General features: G+C 66.3%; 11 protein-coding genes and 3 pseudogenes. 10 read left to right on the forward strand and 4 right to left on the reverse strand.

The genetic code is table 11. The features are described from left to right. The first annotated feature begins 5 nt into the window (after nt 1-5). Genes B4F51_RS11540 through B4F51_RS11565 form a run of 6 tightly spaced genes read left to right on the forward strand, consistent with a single transcriptional unit; the run spans nt 6 to nt 5,926 of the window. Nucleotides 6-845 (forward strand): class II aldolase/adducin family protein, encoded by an 840-nt coding sequence (locus B4F51_RS11540; RefSeq protein ID WP_296225603.1) that lies wholly within the window; start codon nt 6-8, stop codon nt 843-845. A 40-nt stretch (nt 846-885) separates the two neighbouring features. Next, nucleotides 886-1,893: an ABC transporter substrate-binding protein gene (locus B4F51_RS11545; RefSeq protein ID WP_296225605.1), complete on the forward strand. Its 1,008-nt coding sequence runs from the start codon at nt 886-888 to the stop codon at nt 1,891-1,893. Nucleotides 1,894-1,919: 26 nt separating this feature from the next. Continuing rightward, nucleotides 1,920-2,957: an ABC transporter permease gene (locus tag B4F51_RS11550; RefSeq protein ID WP_296225607.1), complete on the forward strand. Its 1,038-nt coding sequence runs from the start codon at nt 1,920-1,922 to the stop codon at nt 2,955-2,957. Continuing rightward, nucleotides 2,951-3,763, forward strand: a complete 813-nt coding sequence (locus tag B4F51_RS11555; RefSeq protein WP_296225609.1) for an ABC transporter ATP-binding protein — start codon at nt 2,951-2,953, stop codon at nt 3,761-3,763. The genes B4F51_RS11550 and B4F51_RS11555 overlap by 7 nt, the downstream gene beginning before the upstream one ends. Before the next feature lie 36 nt (nt 3,764-3,799). Beyond that, nucleotides 3,800-4,963, forward strand: coding sequence for a c-type cytochrome (locus B4F51_RS11560; RefSeq protein WP_296225611.1), 1,164 nt, complete (start codon nt 3,800-3,802; stop codon nt 4,961-4,963). A gap of 21 nt (nt 4,964-4,984) precedes the next feature. Beyond that, a complete protein-coding gene (locus tag B4F51_RS11565; RefSeq protein WP_296225613.1) occupies nt 4,985-5,926 on the forward strand; it encodes an ABC transporter substrate-binding protein in 942 nt (313 codons plus the stop codon). A gap of 3 nt (nt 5,927-5,929) precedes the next feature. Here B4F51_RS11565 and B4F51_RS11570 read toward each other — a convergent pair. After that, nucleotides 5,930-6,649 (reverse strand): annotated as a pseudogene (locus B4F51_RS11570) (LysR substrate-binding domain-containing protein); the annotation flags it as partial. Here B4F51_RS11570 and B4F51_RS11575 point away from each other — a divergent pair. From B4F51_RS11575 to B4F51_RS11590, 4 genes and pseudogenes are all read left to right on the forward strand, one after another. Continuing rightward, a pseudogene (locus B4F51_RS11575) lies at nt 6,640-6,942 on the forward strand (aldehyde dehydrogenase (NADP(+))); the annotation flags it as partial. The pseudogenes B4F51_RS11570 and B4F51_RS11575 overlap by 10 nt on opposite strands. Nucleotides 6,943-7,044: 102 nt before the next feature. Then, nucleotides 7,045-7,725: pseudogene (locus B4F51_RS24645) on the forward strand (SMP-30/gluconolactonase/LRE family protein); the annotation flags it as partial. Then, nucleotides 7,697-8,101, forward strand: coding sequence for an MFS transporter (locus B4F51_RS11585; RefSeq protein WP_296225832.1), 405 nt, complete (start codon nt 7,697-7,699; stop codon nt 8,099-8,101). The pseudogene B4F51_RS24645 and the gene B4F51_RS11585, both read left to right, overlap by 29 nt. A gap of 141 nt (nt 8,102-8,242) precedes the next feature. Then, a complete protein-coding gene (locus B4F51_RS11590; protein WP_296225615.1) occupies nt 8,243-11,005 on the forward strand; it encodes an FtsK/SpoIIIE family DNA translocase in 2,763 nt (920 codons plus the stop codon). Nucleotides 11,006-11,235: 230 nt separating this feature from the next. Here the strand turns inward: B4F51_RS11590 and fliD are convergent, their stop codons facing one another. From fliD to uvrA, 3 genes are all read right to left on the reverse strand, one after another. After that, nucleotides 11,236-13,275: a flagellar filament capping protein FliD gene (gene fliD, locus B4F51_RS11595; protein ID WP_296225616.1), complete on the reverse strand. Its 2,040-nt coding sequence runs from the start codon at nt 13,273-13,275 to the stop codon at nt 11,236-11,238. A 300-nt stretch (nt 13,276-13,575) separates the two neighbouring features. Further along, the gene (gene glnA / locus B4F51_RS11600; RefSeq protein ID WP_296225618.1) at nt 13,576-15,051 is read right to left on the reverse strand and encodes a type I glutamate--ammonia ligase; all 1,476 of its coding nucleotides are present in this window, start codon (nt 15,049-15,051) and stop codon (nt 13,576-13,578) included. 404 nt (nt 15,052-15,455) lie between these two features. Next, nucleotides 15,456-21,296 (reverse strand): excinuclease ABC subunit UvrA, encoded by a 5,841-nt coding sequence (gene uvrA, locus B4F51_RS11605; RefSeq protein WP_296225620.1) that lies wholly within the window; start codon nt 21,294-21,296, stop codon nt 15,456-15,458. Nucleotides 21,297-21,438 lie beyond the last annotated feature (142 nt).

A 21,438-nucleotide genomic window follows, 5' to 3' on the forward strand; every position in this document is an offset into this window, starting at 1 on the left:
GGAGCATGAGCGCCGTCATTTCCATCGGGCGCCCGGCTTCTGCCGCGCTCACACTGAACCCCGCGCCACAGCAGAAGTTCTGGTTCGACCCGCCGGCTGCGCGACCGTCCATCGAGGCCGAGCGCCGTCACCGGCAGGAGCGTCTGGCGGGTGCCTTCCGCATTTTTGCGCGGCATGGCTTTGACCTGGGGTTGGCCGGGCACATCACCGCGCGCGATCCGGAGCTGCCGGACCACTTCTGGGTGAACCCGCTTGGCGTGCACTTCTCGCGCATCAAGGTGTCGGATCTTCTGCTTGTCAATGCGCGCGGCGAAACGGTTGTCGGCAGCCGGCCGCTCAACAAGGCGGCATTTGCCATCCACGCAGCGATCCACGAAGCGCATCCGCACATCGTGGCGGCAGCGCATACACATTCGACGTATGGCAAGGCGTGGTCGACGCTGGGCCGGCCGCTCGATCCGCTGACACAGGATGCGTGCTCCTTCTACGAAGACCACGCCCTGTTCGATGACTTCACCGGCATGGTGGTTGATGCCAGCGAAGGCGAGCGCATAGCCAAGGCACTCCGCAAACCGGATGGCAGCACGCACAAGGGCGTGATCCTGAAGAACCACGGCATCCTCACCGCGGGCCTGACGGTGGAAGCCGCGGCGTGGTGGTACATCGCGCTGGACAACGCGGCGCACACGCAATTGCTGGCCGAAGCGGCTGGCATGCCGCAACCAATCGACGCCGCCACTGCGCGGCACACGCACAGCCAGGTGGGCGGGCCGGAAGGCGCGCTGCACGCCTTCGAGAGCCTCTATGCAGGCCTCGTCGCCGCCGAGCCCGACGTGCTGGACTGAACAGAACACATCCAACGCATCACCATACGGGGAGCACTCAATGAGCCAAGACAATGCGGGCATCTCGCGCCGCAAGGTGCTGCACGCGGCAGCCGCCACGGCACTGGCCGCACCGGCCCTGATCCTGGGCCGCAGAGCCTATTCGCAGCCGCGCAAGCTGAAGTTTGCGTGGAACCAGAATGCCTTTTGCCTGACACCCATTGTGGTGGCGCAGGAACGGGGCTTCTTCGAGAAGAACGGCCTGCAGGTCGACCTGATCAACTACAGTGGTTCGACCGCCCAGTTGCTGGAATCCATCGCCACCGGCAAGGCCGATGCGGCGGTCGGCATGATCCACCGCTGGCTCAAGCCGCTGGAAGCGGGCTTCGACGTGAAGATCATCGGCAGTTCGCACGGCGGCTGCGTGCGGCTGATCGGGTCGAAGGCGGCGGGCGTCACCAGCCTGGCCGCGCTCAAGGGCAAAACCGTGGGTGTGAGTGACTTGGCCGCGCCGGGCAAGCATTTCTTCACGATTCTGCTGGCCAAGAACGGCATCGACCCGGACAAGGACATCACCTGGCGCCAGTACCCGGCCGACCTGCTGGGCGTGGCGGTTGAAAAGGGCGAGATCCAAGCTATTGCCGACGGCGACCCGAACCTCTACCTGCTGGAGAAGCGCACCAACGGCGCCTACGTGGAGCTGGCAACCAACCTGTCGGGCGAGTATGCACGCAAGGTCTGCTGCGTGATCGGCGCGCGCGGCGAGCTGGTGCGCAACGATCGGCAGTCGGCCTCGGCGCTGGCGCGCGCCATCGTGCAGGCCACCGATTTTGTCAACGACAACCCGAACGAAGCCGCCAAGGTGTTCGCCAAGTATTCGCCCAAGGTGCCACTGGAAGACCTGCGCAAGCTCTACGCCACGCTCACCTACACCCACCACCCGACGGGCATCGACCTGCGCGACGAGATCGCCTTCTTCGCCGAGGATTTCCGCCGCATCGGCGTCATCAAGAAGACGACCGACCCGCAGCGCCTCGCGCAGCACGTCTACGTCAACGTGCTCGCCTGACAAGAGCACATGAGGAGCGCATCGACATGAGCACCATCCCTCAAACATTGGAGGCGCCGGGCGCGCTGATTCACCCGTTCGCCGGTGCCGCTGCGGGCGGCCGCGTCTGGCGCATCGGCGTGGCGGCCGCGGTGGCGTGGGCCGCCTTCGGCCTGCTCACCTGGCGCTGGCCCAATCATGTGGTCGGCTTCAGCGACTGGACGTTCACTGCGGAATTGGGCGTCGCCGCGCTGCTGGCCGGCGCTGCGCTGTTCGTGCTGGCGCTGGCGGGTGCCTACGTCGCACCCCTGCGCCCGGTGCAGGCGTCGTTGCAGCCGGCCGGCCCGTGGTTGATCGCCGTGCCCGTCGTACTGGCGGCATGGGAAACGCTGACGGCCAAATCGGGCGTCCTGCCCACGCCGTTCTTCGCGCCACCGCAGGCGCTGATCGAGGTCTACACCGAAGACTGGGCGCGCCTGGGCGAGAGCGTGCTCAATACGCTCAAGCTGTTGGGGCTCGGGTATTCGCTTGGGGCCTTGACGGGTTTCCTGGTGGGCGTCTCGATCGGTTGGTCACGTGCGGTGGGCTACTGGGTGCATCCGGTTCTGCGCATTGTTGGGCCGCTGCCCGCCACGGCGTTGCTGCCGATCACGTTCTACTTCTTCCCGTCGAGCTATTCGGCAGCGGCCTTCCTGATTGCGCTGGCGGCGGGTTTTCCGGTGGCGGTGCTGACATGGTCTGGCGTGGCGGGCGTGAGCAAGAGTTACTACGACGTGGCGCGCACGCTGGGCGCCTCCAACGCTTTCCTGGTGCTGCGCGTGGCGATTCCGGCAGCGTTGCCGCAGGTGTTCGTCGGGCTGTTCATGGGGCTGGGCGCGTCGTTCACGGTGCTGGTGACGGCCGAGATGATGGGCGTGAAATCAGGCCTCGGCTGGTATCTGACGTGGGCGCAGGGCTGGGCTTCGTACGTGAACATGTATGCGGCGCTGATCGTCATGGCGCTGCTGTTCTCCAGCATCATCACGCTGCTGTTCAAGGCGCGTGACCGTGCGCTGGTCTGGCAGAAGGGAACGCTCAAATGGTAGCCGTGCTTGAACACGAGGCCGAGGCGCCCATTCAGGCGCCAGCGTCCACCAAGGGGGCGCGCATCGATGTGCAGGGCGTCAGCCACTGGTTCGGCAGCCGCGACAACCCGCTGCAGGTGCTCGACAATGTTGACCTGACTGTGCGGCCCGGCGAGTTCGTCGCGCTGCTGGGGCCGAGCGGCTGCGGCAAATCCACGTTGCTGCGCCTGATTGCGGGGCTGGAAGCGCCCACGCGCGGCCGCATCCTGCAGGACGATGCGCCGATCACGCAGCCTGATCCGTCACGCGTCGTTGTCTTTCAAGACCCGACGCTTTATCCGTGGCGCCGCGTGTGGGACAACGTGGCTCTCGGTCTGCAGGCGCGCGGCGTGCTCAAGGCCGAGCGCGACCGCGTGGACGATGCGCTGGAGCGCGTCGGGCTCAAGGGTTTCCATCGCGCGTTTCCGCATGAACTGTCGGGCGGCATGGCGCAGCGCGTGGCGCTGGCGCGCGCACTGGTCAACGATCCGGAACTGCTGGTGCTGGACGAGCCGTTGGGCAAGCTCGATTCGCTTACGCGACTGGCCATGCAGAGCGAACTGGTGGCGTTGTGGCAGCGCGCGCGATTCTCCACCGTGCTGGTCACGCATGACGTGGAAGAGGCGCTGTTTCTGGCCCAGCGCGTGATCATCTTCGGCCCGCGCCCTGCACGCATCGCGGCGGAGCTGACGGTGGACCTGCCGTATCCGCGCCATCGGGGCGACCCGCGCCTGAATGCGCTACGCCACGAGGCGCTCGGCCACCTGGGCCTGGGAGAAACCTGGTAGCGCGATCGCAGGACATTTCATGATGATGGTGCTGTCATGAGTGGGCCGCCGCCGACGGTCTGGCTCAATGCGCTGCTCGGCTTCGTGCAATGGGCGCAGCAGGGCGTGCTGACGCTCTGGTACGCAGTGGGGCTGACGGGCGACGTGCACGGGCAACCGGCCTGGCCCTGGGCTGTGCGCATCGCTGGCGAGACCTTGCTGATCGATCTGGGCCAGGCTCGGCAACTGGGCATGACCTTGATTGCCGTGGCGCTGTCGCTGGCGGCCGTGCTCGCTGCATTGTTGGTGCGCCGTTGGCGCGCGGTGTTGCTTGGCGTAGCGACTGGCTTGCTGGTCGTGGCGCCATGGCCATCGTCAGTGGTGCTGTCTTCCGCTGTGCCAACGAGTCTGCATGCGAGCCCCACCGGGTTCTCGCTGGCCTCCATCGCGCAAGGTGCGCGCGTCTATGGCACCGACTGCGCGAGCTGCCATGGCGCCGACGGCCGGGGTGAGGGCCCGCTGGCCGCCACGCTCACGCGCTGGCCGCCGACCGTCGTTGGCCCGCTGCTCGGCCGCCGGGCCGACGGCGAGCTGTTCTGGCACATCGCCCACGGCATGCGCGACGCGCAAGGTGCGGACACCATGCCCGCCTTCGCCAATCGCCTGAGCGATGCCGACATCTGGGCCGTGCTCGATTACATGAAGGTGCTGGCGGCCAGCGGCGGCGTGCGTGCGGGTGGCTGGCCGCAGCCGGTGGCGCTGCCTGCGCTGTCTGTCCGGTGCGGCAATGCGCCGGACAAGCCGTTGGCAGCATGGCGTGAAGGCCAGCGTGTGCGGATTGTGGCCGTCGGTGCAACATCGGCCCTGCCGCTGGAAGACCCACGTTTTCAGACGCTGCTGGTCACGCCGGACGGCGCGCTGCCGTCCCTCACGGGGTCGTTCCAGGCGCGCTGCGTGGTCACGGGGCGAGACGCCTGGCCCATCTTCGCGGCCATCGCCGGGGTCACGCCGCAAACATTCTCCGGCACGCAGTTGCTGGCCGACCGCAACGGCTGGCTGCGCGCACGCGGTGAGCTCGGCAGCACCTGGTCCGACGCCGATTTCCTTTGCACCTCCACCGCGCGCAACGCCGAGGCGCCGCGCGCTGGCGGACTCGACACGCTGATCGCCCGCATGGACGCCGAACCGGTGCGCTATGTGAAGGGCGGCTTTAATCATTGATCCAATTTCATCCCAACCACGATGCCGACTTCCCGACGACGTTTTATGCAATCCGGCCTGGCGCTGGCCGCCGTGCCTGCGCTGTCCTTTGCACAACCCCGCACCGTGCTCAAGGCGGGAGACCAGAAGGGCGGGCTGCGCGCGCTGCTGGAAGCCGCAGATGCGCTCAAGGGTGTGCCCTATGACATCCAGTGGACGGAGTTTCCCGCCGCCGCGCCGCTGGCCGAGGCCCTCAATGCCGGTGTGGTGGATCTGGGCCCCATTGGCGATGCGCCAGCCATCTTTGCGCTGGCGGCGGGCACGCGCATCAAGCTGATCGGCGCCAATCGGTCGGACCCTTACGGCACGGCGGTGCTGGTGCGGCCCGATTCACCGCTGAAGACGGCGGCTGACCTGAAGGGCAAGTCCATCGGCACCAATCGCGGGTCGATCGGGCATTTCGTGGCACTCAAGGCGCTGGAATCCGCTGGGCTGGGGCCGGAGGACGCGAACTTCCGTTTCCTGCCGCCTGCGGACGCCAAGCTCGCGCTGGTCAATGGCTCGGTCGACGCGTGGTCGACCTGGGAGCCCTATACGGCCATGGCGGAAACCGCCAGGCATGCGCGCGTACTGGTGAGCGGGCGCGGGCTGTGGTCGGGCCTGAGCTATCTGGCCGCCACGGATGCCGCGCTGGCCGCCAAGCGGGATGCGCTGCGCGACTTCCTGCAGCGTGCGGTGCGGGCGCAGGTGTGGTCGTACCAGCATGTCGACAGCTTCTCGGCCACGCTGGCACGCATCATCGGCATTGCACCGGAAGCGGCGCGGCTGCAGTTTGCGCGGCGCCAGACGGTGTGGCGTCCAATCGACGCTCAGATCGTTGCCGAGCAGCAGCGCACGGCAGATTTCTATCTAAAGGCGGGCTTGTTGAAGCGGCGGCTGGAAGTGGCATCCACCTTCGATGCCGGCTTCCCGCTGGCGGCCTGATCGCTAGTTGGTGCCCGTTAGTGACGTCTGCAACGTGTCCTTCAGCAGCTTGAACACCGGGTTGTCGTTGTCTTTGCGATAGGCCAGCCACAGCTCGACCGGCTTGGCCGGCGTGGTGCGCACCGGGCGGTAGACCACGCCTTCGAAGTGCAGCATCGATGCCGCCGCCGGGATCAGCGCCACGCCAATGCCCGCGCGCACCAGGGCCAGCATCGAGTGGATCTGGCTCACGTATTCCACGACGTCGGGCAGCACCCCGGCACGCTCGAACAGCCCGCTCATCAACTGATGGAAGTAACGCGCCTCATACGGCGAATACATCAGCAGCGGCTGGCCCTCGCAGTCGCGCAGGGAAGGGCGTTGCGGCCAACTGTCGGCAACGGCTTCGGGCAGCGCCAACACCAACGATTCCTGTGAGCACGGTACGGCCGTCAGTTCGCCATGCTCGACCGGCGGACGCAGCAGGCCGACATCGATCTCGCGCGCGTCGAGCGCGGCGAGCTGCGCGCCGCTCACCATCTCTTTGAGCGTCAGCCGCACGCCCGGTGACGCAGCCCGCACCGCGCTCACCAATGAGGGCAGTTGCCCGTACCCGACCGTGGCCGTAAACCCGATCGCCAGCGACCCTGCAGCGCCCGTGGCAACACGCCGAGCCGTGGCCGCTGCCTCATCGGCCAGGCGCAGGATGCGCGATGCATCGGGCAGGAAACTACGCCCCGCTGCATCTGGATGCTGGTGATACAGAGATCGCGCGTTCGTTGCTGCCGATCCTGGAGCGCAAGGCCGGCCGCATCCTGGCCAACGGCTGGCCTACCGGCGTGGAAGTCTGTCACGCCATGGTGCATGGCGGCCCGTGGCCGGCGACGACGGATTCGCGCACGACCTCGGTCGGTACAGCAGCCATCGAGCGCTTCCTGCGCCCGGTTTGTTATCAGGACCTGCCGGCGGAACTGCTGCCGCAGGCGCTGCAGGACGCCAACCCGCTCCAACTGCACCGTCTGGTCGATGGCCAGTGGCAGCAAGCAGTAACCAATAGCCCAATCACAAGCCGGGCCGCACAGGACCCGGCCACCGCCCCCTCCGGCGCATCTGGCGCCGGAGCAAGGAGGAGACGATGGAAAGACCATCCGCGCATCACCCGCTCAGAGATTGAATACATCTAAGCCGGCGGCGGTCTGGTCAATATGGACCGCGCGGGCGTGGCCAAGACCGAAGGCCCGAACCTCGGCTACGTCAAGCAGCTGCTGGGCAACCGCATGCTGATGGGCGTGTACATCGCGCAGTACTGCATCAATGCGCTCACGTACTTCTTCATCACGTGGTTCCCGGTGTACCTCGTGCAGGCGCGCGGCATGTCGATCCTCAAGGCGGGCTTTGTGGCGTCGATCCCGGCAGTGTGCGGCTTCCTTGGCGGAATCATCTCGGATGCGCTATTGCGCCGTGGGGCGTCGCTGTCGGTGGCGCGCAAGGTGCCGATCGTGCTGGGCATGCCCGCTGGCAAGCTCTATCGCTTCGACGCCAACGCGCGCCGCATGGAGGCTGTCATCGACGACCTGATCGTACCCAACGGCCTGGCCTTCAGCCCCGACGGCCGCACGATGTACCTGTCGGACTCGCACGCGAGCCGGCAGACCGTCTGGGCTTTCGATTACGACATCGACAGCGGCACGCCGCACAACCGCCGCATCTTCATCGATATGCACGCCCACCCCGGCCGCCCCGACGGCGCTGCAGTCGATGCCGACGGCTGCCACTGGATCTGCGGCAACGATGCCGGGCTCGTCCACCGTTTCACGCCGGACGGCCGCCTCGACCGCAGCGTCGCCATTCCCACGCCCAAGCCCGCCATGTGCGCTGTTCTGCATCGGCGGCTTTGCGCACCAGACGCTGTCGGGCGCGCTCTACACACTCACCTCCGATCTGTTCGGCAAGCACGAGGTCGGGACCGCTGTGGGTCTGACCGGCATGTCCGGCTGGCTGGGCGGCATGCTGTTCTCGCTGGCCGTGGGCACGCTGGCCACCACCATTGGCTACAACCCGCTGTTTGTGGCGCTGGCCGTGTTCGACATCCTGGCGGCCATCGTGGTATGGACGCTGTTGCGCGATGAACAGGCGAGGCCGGCGCCGACACGGCAGGACGATGAGCGTGCTGCGGCAGGTGCACTCGGCAGTTGAATTCGGCAGGCCTGCGCGCGGAAGCCTCTCCCAAACGTATCGCCCTGAGCGCCCGGCCACGTGTTTTTCGGTCGGGCGTTTTCATTGGGGCGCCGCGCCCCGCTACAATCGCGGCCTGGCATTTGTAGACGGCATTTCGAAATGGGGCTTGGCTGGTTTGGGATTTCCACCGTGTGGCTGCTGCCGCTCATGTGGCGGTACGCAACGCGCGCGCTGGCGGGGGAGCGGGGCTTTCTCAAGGGCCGGGGCACCGTGCGGCTCTGGCTGGTCACGCTCATTGCTCTGTGCGCCAGTGCCGCGCTAGAAGCGCTCACCTCCGGCACCGACCCGCAGGACAAGGCGGGCGGGGCGGCCGGGCGTGCGCTGTCGTCGCTGTTCTCCCATATGCTGGGCTGGACCGGCGCCTTCCTCCTGATGCTCGGCGTGCTGATCTGGGTGGCGCCGATGCTGTTCGGGCGCTCGTGGTGGCAGATATTCAGGCGCGGCCAGGCTGCCCACGATGAAGAGCCTGCCGAGCCCGCCGCCCAACACGACGAGCCGCCGGCCGATAGCCTGAAGCCGACAGCCCTGGGATTGGGCGGCGCCGGGGAGGCGCATTGGACCGGCAACATCGGTCCCGCGCAACCGACGGGGCGGCATCGTGGAATCGAAGCCATTTCCGCACGCCGCCAGCCGGCATGGCAGCCGCCGCCGCGCACGCGCCCGTCGCCGCCGCAGCCCGGCGAGATCTGGCCGCTGCTGGATGCACAAAAGGATGCGGAGAAGGCCGCCGCCGAAGCTCCAGCAACCACAAAGACCGTGCCGCCCGTCGAGACGCCCGCGACCGCAGCAGCCGCTGTCGGGACACCGGACTCGGCCCCGACTCGCCCAAAGCCGCGCGCCACCATCGTCAGCAGCCCGTTTCATCAGCCGCAACTCGGGTTGCGCACGCCGGTTCCGCCGACACCCGTTGCAGCACAGGTTGAGGCACCGCCTGCGCCGGAGGCTGTCGACGAGCCAACCACCGTGCCGGCCGAGACGGTACTGCCGGAACCCATCGAAACGCAGGCGGCTGCACCCGAAGTGCCAGCGGTTGATCTGGAAGCCGTGCGTCTGGAAGCGCAGGCGTTGCTGGCCGAGCTGCGCGAACTCGTGGCGCCCGCGGTGACAGCGCCCGTGCCGGAGCCGCAGCTGCAGCCGGAGACCGTCGTGGAGCCGATTGAGCTGGCGCCGGTTGCTCAAACCTCGCTGGCACCAGAGGCAGCCGTTGCGGTGCTGAACCTGGAACCGGTTGAGCTTCCGCCACCGGCTGCTCCGCTGCCGAAGCCGCGCATTGTCCTGCCCGCCGTGGTGGGCGATGTGGTGTCGCGCGCCGCGCCGCCGGTTGCGGCAGCCCCCGTGCCTGCACCTGCACCGGTTCCCGTCGTGCCGCGTTATGTCGACTACCGTTTGCCCGGCCCCGCGCTGCTGACGGCCGCATCAACCAATGCCGAGGCCGTCTCCGCAGAACACCTGGAAGAGACCAGCAACCTGATCGCACAGCGCCTGGCCGAGTTCAAGGTGCCCGTGACGGTGGTGGGCGCCTCGGCGGGCCCGGTCATCACGCGCTTCGAAGTCGATCCGGCGATTGGCGTGCGTGGCGCGCAGGTGGTGGGCCTGATGAAGGATCTGGCGCGCGCCCTGGGCGTGACGTCCATCCGCGTGGTCGAGACCATCCCCGGCAAGACGTGCATGGGCCTGGAGCTGCCCAACGCCAGGCGCGAAATGATCCGCCTGTCGGAAGTTGTGAATGCGGCGGATTTCCAATCACACGCATCGCACCTGGTGCTGGCCATGGGCAAGGACATCACCGGCAACCCGGTGGTGACGGATCTGGCGCGCGCGCCACACCTGCTGGTGGCCGGCACGACCGGCTCGGGCAAGTCGGTGGCCGTCAACGCGATGATCCTGTCGATGCTGTACAAGGCCACGCCCGACGACGTGCGCATGATCATGATCGACCCGAAGATGCTGGAACTGTCTGTGTACGAGGGCATTCCGCACCTGCTCGCGCCGGTCGTGACGGACATGAAGCAAGCCGCGCACGCGCTCAACTGGTGCGTGGGCGAGATGGAGAAGCGCTACCGTCTGATGTCGGCCCTGGGCGTGCGCAACCTGGCCGGCTACAACCAGAAGATCCGCGCGGCGGAACAGGCAGGCCGCAAGGTGCCGAACCCGTTCTCGCTCACGCCTGACGCACCGGAGCCACTTTCCACGCTGCCGATGATCGTGGTCGTCATCGACGAGCTGGCCGACCTGATGATGGTGGCCGGCAAGAAGATCGAAGAGCTGATCGCGCGCCTGGCGCAGAAGGCGCGTGCGGCCGGCATCCACCTGATCCTGGCAACGCAGCGGCCGTCGGTAGACGTGATCACAGGGCTCATCAAGGCCAATATCCCGACGCGGGTGGCGTTCCAGGTGTCGTCCAAGATCGACTCGCGCACGATTCTCGACCAGATGGGCGCCGAATCGCTGCTCGGCCAGGGCGACATGCTGTTCCTGCCGCCTGGCACTGGTTATCCGCAGCGCGTGCATGGCGCGTTCGTGGCCGATGAAGAAGTGCACCGCGTGGTCGAGCACTGGAAGCAGTTTGGCGAGCCCGAGTACGACGAAACCATCCTGGCAGGTGACCCAGGCGAAGCTGCTGCCGGTGGCGACCTGTTTGGCAGCGAGAGCGGGGATGCGGAAGCCGATCCGCTCTACGACGAAGCGGCGGCCTTTGTGCTGAACACGCGGCGTGCATCGATCTCGTCGGTGCAGCGGCAATTGCGCATCGGCTACAACCGTGCCGCGCGGCTCATCGAGCAGATGGAGGCGGCGGGGCTGGTATCGCCGATGGGGCGTAACGGCCAGCGCGAAGTGCTGGCACCGGGCGGCGGTGAGTAGGGCGCAGGGCCAGCCCTGCCGCCAACACATGCGCCCAGACCGTTTGGCCTTACCTTGCCCTATGCGGCGCCTTGACTTTCTGTTGCAAGGAGGAAACAGGACGGGAAACGGTCTGAGCAAAGGGAGCCGGCCCCGGCAAGGGCGGGGGGGCGAAATCGGGGGATGGGCCACCAACCTGGACGGCTTCCCACCCCCGCTGGCAGGGCTGCCAGCCTCTGAATTAGCGACCGTCAACCACCGCTACGCTGTTTCTGCAGCATCGCCAACTGCTGCGTCAGATAGTTGCTGGTATTCGTCATGCCGGCAACAACCTTCGACAGCGCATTGAACTGGGCGTAATACAGCGCCTGCTTGGCATCCAGTTGCTTCTGCATCCGGCCAATCTGATTGCTGAGCGAACTGATCGAGCTGTTGATGGCATCGGTGGCGTTCTGCACCATGCCGTTGCTCGACAGCAGGTTGTCCATCACGCTGTTCAGTTGCGCAGCGTAGCCGCGCTGAACGGTGACGGTGCCCCGGTTGCCCAGCGCGCCGCCAGTCACCTGCACGGTGAGGCCATCGGTTGCGGAACCGCTGGCGCCATACAGGTTCTGGCCCGAACCGGTGGCGGCCACGCCGTTGATGCTGCCCTGCACGTCGCGCCCGGCCGTGGCCGTCGGGCTGCTGCCCAGCAACGAGGCCGCGCCATTGCCCGAGACCGACACGGTTGATATCGAGCCATATTGCTTGTCAGTGAACGTCAGCACGCCATTGGCATCGGCCGCCACCGAAACTTCCACCTTGGCCTTCTGCAATGCCGGCGATGCGTTGATCTGGCTCTGGATCTGCGCGGCCAGGCTCGACGCCGAGTAATTGCCGGCCGGCACCGTGATGTTGGTGGCAATGCCGCTGAGCGTGACCGACAGGCTGTCGTTCACCCCACTCTGGATCGTTGTATTGGCCGCCGCCGAGCCCTTGAGCGTGCCCTGCGCCGCCAGTTGCGTGACGTTGACGGCGTAGCTGCCTGCTTGCGTGGTCTTGGAGAAGGCCGAGACCTTGAGCATCGAGTCCGTCGCCGTGCCGGTGCCGGCAAACAGGGCCGCCACCTGGCTGGGCGATGCCTTGAGGGCAGCACTGAGCTTGGTGTCATTGATCGACAGCGTGCCATCCTTGTCCATCGTCACGCCGATGCTGCCCAGCGATTGATAGGCGCCGTTGCCGATGGCCTGGCCCAGCACGTCGGTGACCTGGTTGATCAGTGCCTTGGTGCTGACGTCGCCGGCCAACGCGCCGTTGTTGGCGGGGTTGGCCGTATCGAACTGGGTCAGGGCGTTGAGCTGGATGCGCAGCGCGTTGTAGGCCTTGACGAAGTTGAGCACTGACGCGCTGGCCTGGCCCGCATCGTTGTTCACCGTCACGGTCGTGCTGCCCGTTTTGGCAAGCGTGAACGACGTGCCATCCACCACTTCCGTGAGCGTGTTGGTCGGGCTTTGCACGGCAATGCCGTTGACGGTGGCCAGGGCGTTCTGGCCCGTGGTCACCTCGGTCATGTTCTGGGTGCCGGCGGGGTCGTGTGCCAGCAGCGATTGCAGCGCCGAGTCGCCCGACACCGAGATCTTCATCTCCGAATTGGCGCCGCCTGCGGTGGAGGTCAGCACCAGGCGATACGGATTGCCGCTGCCGTCGTTGACGATGCTGGCCGATACGCCCAGGTTGGCCGAGTTGATGGCATCGCGAATGCCCGCCAACGTGTTGTTGGACGGGTCGATGGTGATCGAGCCGCCCGACAGGTTGCCGTTTTGCGCAAACGTGGCGCCGCTGTACTTGCCATTGGCGAAGCTGCCGCCCGAAACGGTGCCAAACGAGAACGAAATCGTGGTGGGTGTGCCGCCGCCGATGGGCGTCTTGGTAGACGCCTGCCCTTGGGCGCTCAACACCTGCGACTGCGCGAGTTGCGTCACGTTGACGGCATAGGTGCCCGACGGCGCCGAGCTGCCCACGCTGGCGTTCAGGATCGACGTGTCATAGCCGCTCGCCTTCATGCCGCTGAACGAAGCCGCGCTGGTCAGGTTGGACATCGCCGCCTGGAAGGTCGACAGCGCGCTCTTGAGCGAGCCGACCGCAGACAGCTGCATCTGGAAGGTCTTCTGCTGGTTTTGCCGCACCGTCATCGCCTTGCCTTCCACCTGCATCAGCTTGGAGACCAGCGTATTGACGTCGATGCTCGTGCCGATGCCCGGCAGGGAGATCGGCGGGACGTAGGTGTTGCCGGAGGTGGGAGTCGTGGCCATGGTCGGATGCGCGCGCAAACGGTTGTTTCTTCACAATGTGACGGCAGCGCACGGCATTTCTTGAGGGCAAACCCTGCCTGGGCAGGTTGCCGCGACGGATTTGCTCAGGAAAGCGAAAGAAATGGAGGGGGAGGGATGTCTGGTGTGTTGCGATGCAGCATTTTGCGGATCGCATGTGCGCGCCATTTGTCACAACTGGCCAACCGCAAGGCGTGCTGATAATCAGCGAGTCAGCGCAGTCTGGTTGGTAGCCATCAACGTCCTGTGCGGCTCCGCGCCGGCCGTGCCGTGTGTCGCACATCAGATGTCGAAGTACAGATGAAACTCCCACGGGTGCGGGCGCAGCTTCAGCGGTTCGATCTCGTGCGTGCGCTTGTAATCGATCCAGGTCCGGATCACGTCTTCCGTAAACACATCGCCCTTGCGCAGGAAGGACGAATCGGCTTCCAGCGCAGACAGCGATTCCTCCAGGGAACCGGGCACCTGCCGGATGTTGGCGGCTTCCTCCGGCGGCAGGTCGTAGATGTTCTTGTCCAGCGGCTCGCCCGGGTCGATCTTGTTGTCGATGCCGTCCAGGCCCGCCAGCAGCATTGCAGAGAAGGCAAGGTACGGATTGGCCGTCGGATCCGGACAGCGGAATTCCACGCGCCGTGCGGCCGGCGAATCCGAGTACATCGGGATTCTTGCCGCAGCGGAGCGGTTGCGTTGTGACATGGCAAGGTTGACCGGCGCTTCGTACCCCGGCACCAGGCGTTTGTACGAGTTCGTGCTCGGTGCGCAGAAGGCCATGAGGGCCGGGGCATGCTTGAGCAGTCCGCCGATATACCAACGGCACAGTTGAGACGTCAGTGCCCAGCCGGCGGGGTCATAGAAGAGGTTCTCGCTGTCGTTCCACAGGCTCTGGTGGCAATGCATGCCGCTGGCGTTGTCGGCAAATAGCGGCTTGGGCATGAAGGTTGCCACCTTGCCGTGCTGCCGCGCCACGTTCTTGCAGAAGGTCTTGTACATCATCACGTTGTCGGCCATGCGTGTGAGCGGGGCAAAACGCATGTCGATCTCGCACTGCCCGGCCGTGGCCACTTCGTGGTGATGCACTTCGATCCGAACGCCGGCCTGCATGAGCGCCAGGACGATCCCGGAGCGGATGTCCTGCAGCGTGTCGTGCGGCGGAACGGGGAAGTAGCCTTCCTTGTAGCGCTGCTTGTAGCCGAGGTTGCCGCCGCCGTAGGCGCCCTCGTCGCGGCCCGTGGTCCACGCCCCTTCGGCCGATTCCACGTGGTAGTAGCCGCTGTGCTGGTCTTGCCCGAAGCGGATGGAATCGAAGATGAAGAACTCCAGCTCGGGGCCGAAGTAACAGGTGGTGGCAAGGCCGGTTTGCCGGAGGTACATCTCCGCCTTCTTCGCAACGTAGCGCGGGTCGCGTGAGTACGGCTGCTTCTGCACCGGGTCCAGCACGTCGCAGATGACGGCCAGTGTGGGCGTCGAGCAGAACGGGTCGACAAACGCCGTGGTGGGGTCGGGCCTCACCAGCATGTCGGATTCGTGGATCTCCTGAAAGCCGCGGATCGACGAGCCGTCAAAGCCGATGCCGGCCTCGAACAACTCGTCGTTGACTTCCGGAAGCGTGATCGAGAAGTGTTGCCACAAACCGGGCAGATCGGTGAACCGGAGGTCCACCACCTGGATCGCGCGTTGCTTGATGAGGTCGATCACCTCGCCCGCGTTCTTCAGCGGGCTGAAGCGATAGCTGCCGGGTTCGACTTGGACCATGCTCATGGCGGCCTCCCGCAGGGTCTATGCACCCTCAAAACGTACGCGCGTTGACCCGAGCGGGGGCCAGATGCGCGAAGGACGCCGCCGCAAAGGGTCACTCCCTTTGCAAGGCGTGCCGACAAAGCAGATGGCCCCCGATCGGGTCAACCCGTAGGGCAAGGGGCAGATCGGCCGCATGGCGTTGTTGTAGCTGGCTTGCTTGGAGTGCCAAGCGGCGCCATCCACGCCTAGCCCTGCGACCGATCTGCCCCTTGCGCGCGTACGTTTTGAGGGTGCATAGACCCTAGGCCATACCATAGTCCAACACTAGTCGGTCAGGTGATGAACGCAATGCGCCGAACGGGTGGCCTTGCCGCTTGAAAGTGCGGGCAGGCACGCTCTCGATCGATTGCTGTGACGCTTTCGATTCAACCCGTGCGACGCTGCGCCTCCACTTTCCCGCGCGCCAGCACCGGCACCAGCGCTGCGCCTGTGTGACTGGCTTTGACGCGCGCCAGCGCTTCCGGCCCGCACGCAGCCACGATGGTGCCGCCTTCGTCACCGCCCTCGGGGCCCAGATCGAGAATCCAGTCCGCCTCGGCAATCACGTCGAGGTCGTGTTCGATCACGATCACGCTATGGCCGCCGTCGGCCAGCCGGTGCAGCACGCGGATCAGCTTGGCCACGTCGGCCATGTGCAGGCCTACGGTCGGCTCGTCCAGCACGTAGAGCGTGTGCGGCGGCTTCTGGCCACGGCGTGTCACGTCATCGCGCACCTTGGACAACTCGGTGACGAGCTTGATGCGCTGCGCCTCGCCGCCCGAGAGCGTGGGCGAAGGCTGGCCCAGCGTCAGGTAGCCCAGGCCGACGTCCTTCATCAACTGCAGCGGGTGGGCAATGCTGTTCATCGCGCCGAAGAACTCCACCGCCTCGTCGATCTCCATGGTCAACACCTCGCCGATGTTCTTGCCGCGCCAGGTGACGGCAAGCGTCTCTGCATTGAAGCGCTGGCCGTGGCAGACGTCGCACGGCACCTTTACATCGGGCAGGAAGCTCATGGCGATGGTGCGCACGCCTTGGCCCTCGCAAGCGGGGCAGCGGCCGTCGCCGGTGTTGAACGAGAAGCGCGAGGCGGTGTAGCCGCGTGCGCGTGCCTCCAGCGTATCGGCAAAGAGCTTGCGGATGGTGTCCCACACGCCGATGTAGGTGGCGGGGCAGGAGCGTGGCGTCTTGCCGATCGGCGTCTGGTCGACCTCGAGTACGCGGTCGATGGCTTCCCAGCCGGTGACGCTGTCACAGCCATGCCAGTCGTGCCGTACGTCAAGCTTGCGCGGTGCCTTGGCATCCGGAGCTTCAACCTGCGCGGCCTTCCGTGCACGGCGCGTGGCGGGTGAAGACAACACCGAGCGGCCCACGGCGTCGAGCAGATTGGTCATCAACACATCGCGCGCCAGCGTCGATTTGCCCGAGCCCGATACGCCCGTAATCGCCACGAGGCGCGACAGCGGCATCGTCGCGGTCACGTTGCGCAGGTTGTGCAGCTTGGCGCCGTGCACCGTCAGCCATTGCTCCGGTACGGCCTGAGCGCCGGCACGCGGTGCGACCACCTCGCGGCGCAGCTGCAGCGGGTGCTCGATCGGTTGCGACAGGAATCGGCCGGTGATCGACTCCGGCTGCGCGGCCAGGTCCTTCACGCCGCCTTGCGCCACCAGCGTGCCGCCGCGCTTGCCGGCGCCCGGGCCGATGTCAATGATGTGGTCGGCGCGGCGGATGGTGTCTTCATCGTGTTCGACCACCACCAGCGTGTTGCCCTTGTCGCCCAGCTTGCGCAGCGCGTCGAGCAGGATCTGGTTGTCGCGCGGATGCAGGCCGATGGTCGGTTCATCCAGCACGTAGCAGACGCCCTGCAGGTTGCTGCCGAGCTGCGCAGCCAGGCGGATGCGTTGGGCTTCACCGCCCGACAGGCTCGGCGCGGCGCGATCCAGGCTCAGGTAGCCCAGGCCGACCTCCTCCAGGAACGACAGGCGGCTGTGGATTTCGGCCACCACGTCGCGGGCAATGTCGGCATCGCGGCCAATCAGGTTCAATCCTTCGACCCAGCGGCGGGTCTGGCTGACCGTCCACTGTGCAATGTCGACGATAGGTTTGTCGGCAAAGGTCACTGCGCGCGCGGTCAGGTTGAGGCGCGTGCCATGGCAGTCGGGGCAGGGCAGGTCGGTCATGCCTTCCGGATCGACTTCCTCAGACGGCAGTGTTTGTTCGCGCCCGCGATCGTCACCGCCGAGCACGGTGTCGTCGAATGCAGCGCGTTGCTCGCGCGTGAGCGCCAGACCGGTGCCGACGCAGCTCGGGCACCAGCCGTGCTTGCTGTTGTACGAGAACATGCGCGGGTCCAGCTCGGGGTAGCTGGTGCCGCAAGTTGCACACGCGCGCTTGGTCGAGAACACCTTCACATTGCCGACGTGCGCGGTGCCACCGTGGTGCATGGCGTGCTGCAGGCCGTCGAGCGGCGCGAGCACGTGCATGATGCCCTTGCCGTATTCCAGTGCCTGTTCCAGCAATGCACGCAGCGCGGCTTCGTTTTCCGGCGCAACGACGATGTCGCCTACCGGCAGCTCCAGCGTGTGCTCACGGAAGCGATCCAGCCGCGGCCACGGGTCAACGGTAAGGAATTCGCCGTCAACGCGCAGGTGCGTGTAACCGCGCGCCTTGGCCCATTTGGCAAGATCCGTGTAGACGCCCTTGCGGTTGACGACCAGCGGCGCCAGCAGGCCGATGTGCTCGCCACGGTGGTCGCGCATGAGCTGGGCGAAGATGGCCTCAGGGCTCTGCGCCGACACCGGCGTGCCGTCATGAATGCAGTGCTGCACGCCCAGCTTCACATACAGCAGGCGCAGGAAGTGCCACACCTCGGACGTTGTCGCCACCGTGCTCTTGCGGCCGCCGCGTGACAGGCGCTGCTCAATGGCCACGGTGGGCGGAATGCCGTACACGGCATCGACTTCCGGCCGCCCCGCAGGCTGGACGATGGAACGCGCATAGGCATTGAGCGATTCCAGATAGCGACGCTGCCCCTCGTGAAAGAGAATGTCGAACGCCAGCGTCGATTTGCCCGAGCCCGAGACGCCCGTCACCACGTTGAACTTGCCGTGCGGAATGTCGACGCTCAGGCCCTTGAGGTTGTGCTCGTGCGCGTGGACGATGCGCACGACGTTCTCACCCTGGACTTCGGTTAAGGCAGCACGCTTTGCACGGCGCTCGGCCAGCGCTGTTTGCAGCGGGATGCCTTCGGTTGCCTCCGGCTGGCCGATATGTGCCTCGTATTGCTTGAGTGCCGCGCCAGTGTGCGATGCGGCGCAGTCTTTGACCTGCGCGGGCGTGCCGGCGCACACGAGCAGACCGCCCGCATCGCCGCCTTCGGGGCCCAGGTCGATGATCCAGTCGGCCGCGCGGATCACGTCGAGGTTGTGCTCGATCACGATCAGTGAATGACCCGCTTCGAGCAGCTTGCCGAACGCGCGCATCAGCTTGGCGATGTCGTCAAAGTGCAGGCCCGTAGTCGGCTCGTCAAACATGAACAGGCGGCCGGCATTGGCCTGCACATCCTGCTTGACGCGCTTGCGGGCTGCCGCCTGGGCGGCCTGCGCGGCTTCGGCCAGGAAGCCCGCCAGCTTCAGGCGTTGGGCCTCGCCGCCGGAGAGCGTCGGCACCGGCTGGCCCAGCTTCACGTATTCCAGACCCACGTCGACAATCGGTTGCAGCACGCGGAGCACGTCTGCGTCGTCGGCGAATACGCTGGCGGCTTCGCTCACCGTCAACTCCAGCACGTCCGCCACGGAAAGCGTGCGGCCGGCGCGGGGGATCTTCACTTCCAGGATTTCGGCGCGATAGCGCGTGCCGTCGCAATCGGGGCAGCGCAGGTAGATGTCGGAGAGGAACTGCATCTCGACGTGCTCGAAGCCCGAGCCGCCACAGGTCGGGCAACGGCCATCGCCGGAGTTGAAGCTGAACGTGCCGGCGGTGTAGCCGCGCTGCAGCGCCATCGGCGCCTTGGCAAACAGCTTGCGGATCTCGTCGAACGCGCCAACGTAGCTGGCCGGGTTCGAGCGCGCGGTCTTGCCGATCGGGGACTGGTCGACGAACACCACGTCGCTGATCTGATCGGCACCACGCAAGGCGCGGAACGCACCGGGCGATTCGGTGGCCTTGCCAAAGTGGCGCGCCAGGGCAGGGTGGAGCACATCCTGGATCAACGTCGATTTGCCCGAGCCGGACACGCCGGTCACACACACCAGGCGCTGCAACGGAATCTCGACCGTGACATCGCGCAGGTTGTGTTCTGCCGCGCCTTCCAGCACGAGACGTGGCGTGGCGTCGTTGACCGGACGCGCCTGCCAGTCGGTCGCATCGGCCACGCGGCGCTGTCCGGACAGATAGGCGCCGGTAAGTGTGTCCGCCTGGCGGATGGCCGCCGGCGTTCCGTCGAAGACGATGTTGCCGCCGCGCTCGCCGGGGCCAGGGCCCATGTCGATCAGACGGTCGGCAGCCAGCATCACAGACGGGTCGTGCTCTACCACCACCAGCGTGTTACCCGCGTCGCGCAGACGCTGCATGGCTTGGACAATGCGATCCAGATCGCGCGGGTGCAGGCCGATGCTCGGTTCGTCCAGCACGAACAGCGTGTTGACGAGCGAGGTGCCGAGCGCGGTGGTCAGGTTGATCCGTTGCACTTCACCGCCCGACAGCGTGCGGCTTTGGCGATCGAGCGTCAGATAGCCGATGCCCACGTCGCACAGATACGCCAGGCGCGTGCGCACCTCGTCGAGCAGCAGCTTGAGCGCGTCGTCGAGCAGCGTTGAGGGCAGCGTCAGCGCATCGAAGAAGCGGCGGATGCGCTCGATGGGCAGCAGCATCAGGTCGTGCACGGTCAGGCCGGGCAGGGCTTCGAGCTGGGCGCGGCTCCAGGCCACGCCGTGCGGCATGAAGCGGTGTTCGGGCGCCAGCACCGCGTCGGCATTTTCCTTGGTGCCGAGGCGCCATTGCATCGACTCGGTTTTCAGGCGCGCCCCGCCGCAGGTTTCGCAGGTCGTGTAGCTGCGGTACTTGGAGAGCAGCACGCGGATGTGCATCTTGTACGCCTTCGACTCCAGGTAGTCGAAGAAGCGGCGCACGCCGTACCACTGCTTGTTCCAGCCGCCGCGCTTGAAGGCCGGGTCGCCGTTGATGACCCAGTGGCGCTGGGCTTCGGTCATCTCCGCCCACGGCGTGCCGCGCGGGATGTCGGCTGCGGCGGCGTAGCGCATCAGATCGTCCTGGCATTCCTTCCAGGCCGGGGTCTGCATCGGTTTGATGGCGCCGTCGCGCAGGGTCTTGCGCTCGTCAGGAATCACCAGGCCAAGATCGACGCCGATTACGCGGCCGAAACCACGGCAGGCATCGCACGCGCCGTAAGCGGAATTGAACGAGAAGAGCGCGGGCTGCGGGTCGGCGTAGCGCAAGTCGCTTTCGGGGCAGTGCAGGCCGGTGGAAAAACGCCAGATGGTGGGCTGCGCAGCTTCATCGGCCGGCAAGACGTACACGTTCACGCGCCCGCCGCCGCGCTTGAGCGACGACTCGATGGCCTCCAGCGCGCGGGCACGCTCGGTGCCCTGCAGGCGGAAGCGGTCGGCCACCACGTCGAGCAGCTTGCGTTTGCCCGTGGAGGACTCGACCACGCGCTCGGCCTGTACGCGTGTATAGCCGCTGACCGACAGCCACTGCGTGACTTCTTCGGGGCTCGTATTGGCGGGCAGCTCCACGGGAAACGTCACCACGAGGCGCGGATCGCCTTCGCGCGTGCGCGAAAGCAGTTCGTCGTAGATGGTTTCCGGCGTGTCGTGCCGCACCGGCAGCGCCGTGTCGCGGTCGAACAATTGTGCGGCGCGGGCGAACAGCAGCTTGAGGTGGTCGTTCAGCTCCGTCATCGTGCCCACAGTCGAGCGTGAGCTGCGCACCGGGTTGGTCTGGTCGATGGCGATCGCTGGCGGCACGCCCTCGACGTGCTCGACCTGCGGCCGATCCATCCGGTCCAGAAATTGGCGAGCGTAGGCGCTGAAAGTCTCGACGTAGCGGCGCTGGCCCTCGGCGTAAAGCGTATCGAAGACCAGGCTGGATTTGCCGGACCCGGACGGGCCGGTGACGACGGTCATCTCGCCCGTGCGCAGTTCCAGATCGAGGTTCTTGAGATTGTGCTGACGGGCTCCGCGCAGGCGAATGACACCGGAGGACATGGGGTGTTCCTTGGAGGCGTTTGGGGGGATGGCCGGCGCGGACAACTGTCCTGAACGCGCCCGGCAATCAGAATTCGGGCCGTAAACTTTAGCGGATTCTGAAAATCCGGTTGATTTACGTTACGAGTCGCGGGCGCGAGCG

This window comes from Ralstonia sp. UBA689 (assembly GCF_002298975.1).
Taxonomy (GTDB): domain Bacteria; phylum Pseudomonadota; class Gammaproteobacteria; order Burkholderiales; family Burkholderiaceae; genus Ralstonia.

Excerpts from the sequence above, each read along its gene's own strand:
- B4F51_RS11540 (WP_296225603.1), top strand. The coding sequence starts at position 6 with ATGAGCGCCGTCATTTCCATCGGGCGCCCGGCTTCTGCCGCGCTCACA.
- B4F51_RS11545 (WP_296225605.1), top strand. The coding sequence starts at position 886 with ATGAGCCAAGACAATGCGGGCATCTCGCGCCGCAAGGTGCTGCACGCG.
- B4F51_RS11550 (WP_296225607.1), top strand. The coding sequence starts at position 1,920 with ATGAGCACCATCCCTCAAACATTGGAGGCGCCGGGCGCGCTGATTCAC.
- B4F51_RS11555 (WP_296225609.1), top strand. The coding sequence starts at position 2,951 with ATGGTAGCCGTGCTTGAACACGAGGCCGAGGCGCCCATTCAGGCGCCA.
- B4F51_RS11560 (WP_296225611.1), top strand. The coding sequence starts at position 3,800 with ATGAGTGGGCCGCCGCCGACGGTCTGGCTCAATGCGCTGCTCGGCTTC.
- B4F51_RS11565 (WP_296225613.1), top strand. The coding sequence starts at position 4,985 with ATGCCGACTTCCCGACGACGTTTTATGCAATCCGGCCTGGCGCTGGCC.
- B4F51_RS11585 (WP_296225832.1), top strand. The coding sequence starts at position 7,697 with ATGCCGGGCTCGTCCACCGTTTCACGCCGGACGGCCGCCTCGACCGCA.
- B4F51_RS11590 (WP_296225615.1), top strand. The coding sequence starts at position 8,243 with ATGGGGCTTGGCTGGTTTGGGATTTCCACCGTGTGGCTGCTGCCGCTC.
- fliD (WP_296225616.1), bottom strand. The coding sequence starts at position 13,275 with ATGGCCACGACTCCCACCTCCGGCAACACCTACGTCCCGCCGATCTCC.
- glnA (WP_296225618.1), bottom strand. The coding sequence starts at position 15,051 with ATGAGCATGGTCCAAGTCGAACCCGGCAGCTATCGCTTCAGCCCGCTG.
- uvrA (WP_296225620.1), bottom strand. The coding sequence starts at position 21,296 with ATGTCCTCCGGTGTCATTCGCCTGCGCGGAGCCCGTCAGCACAATCTC.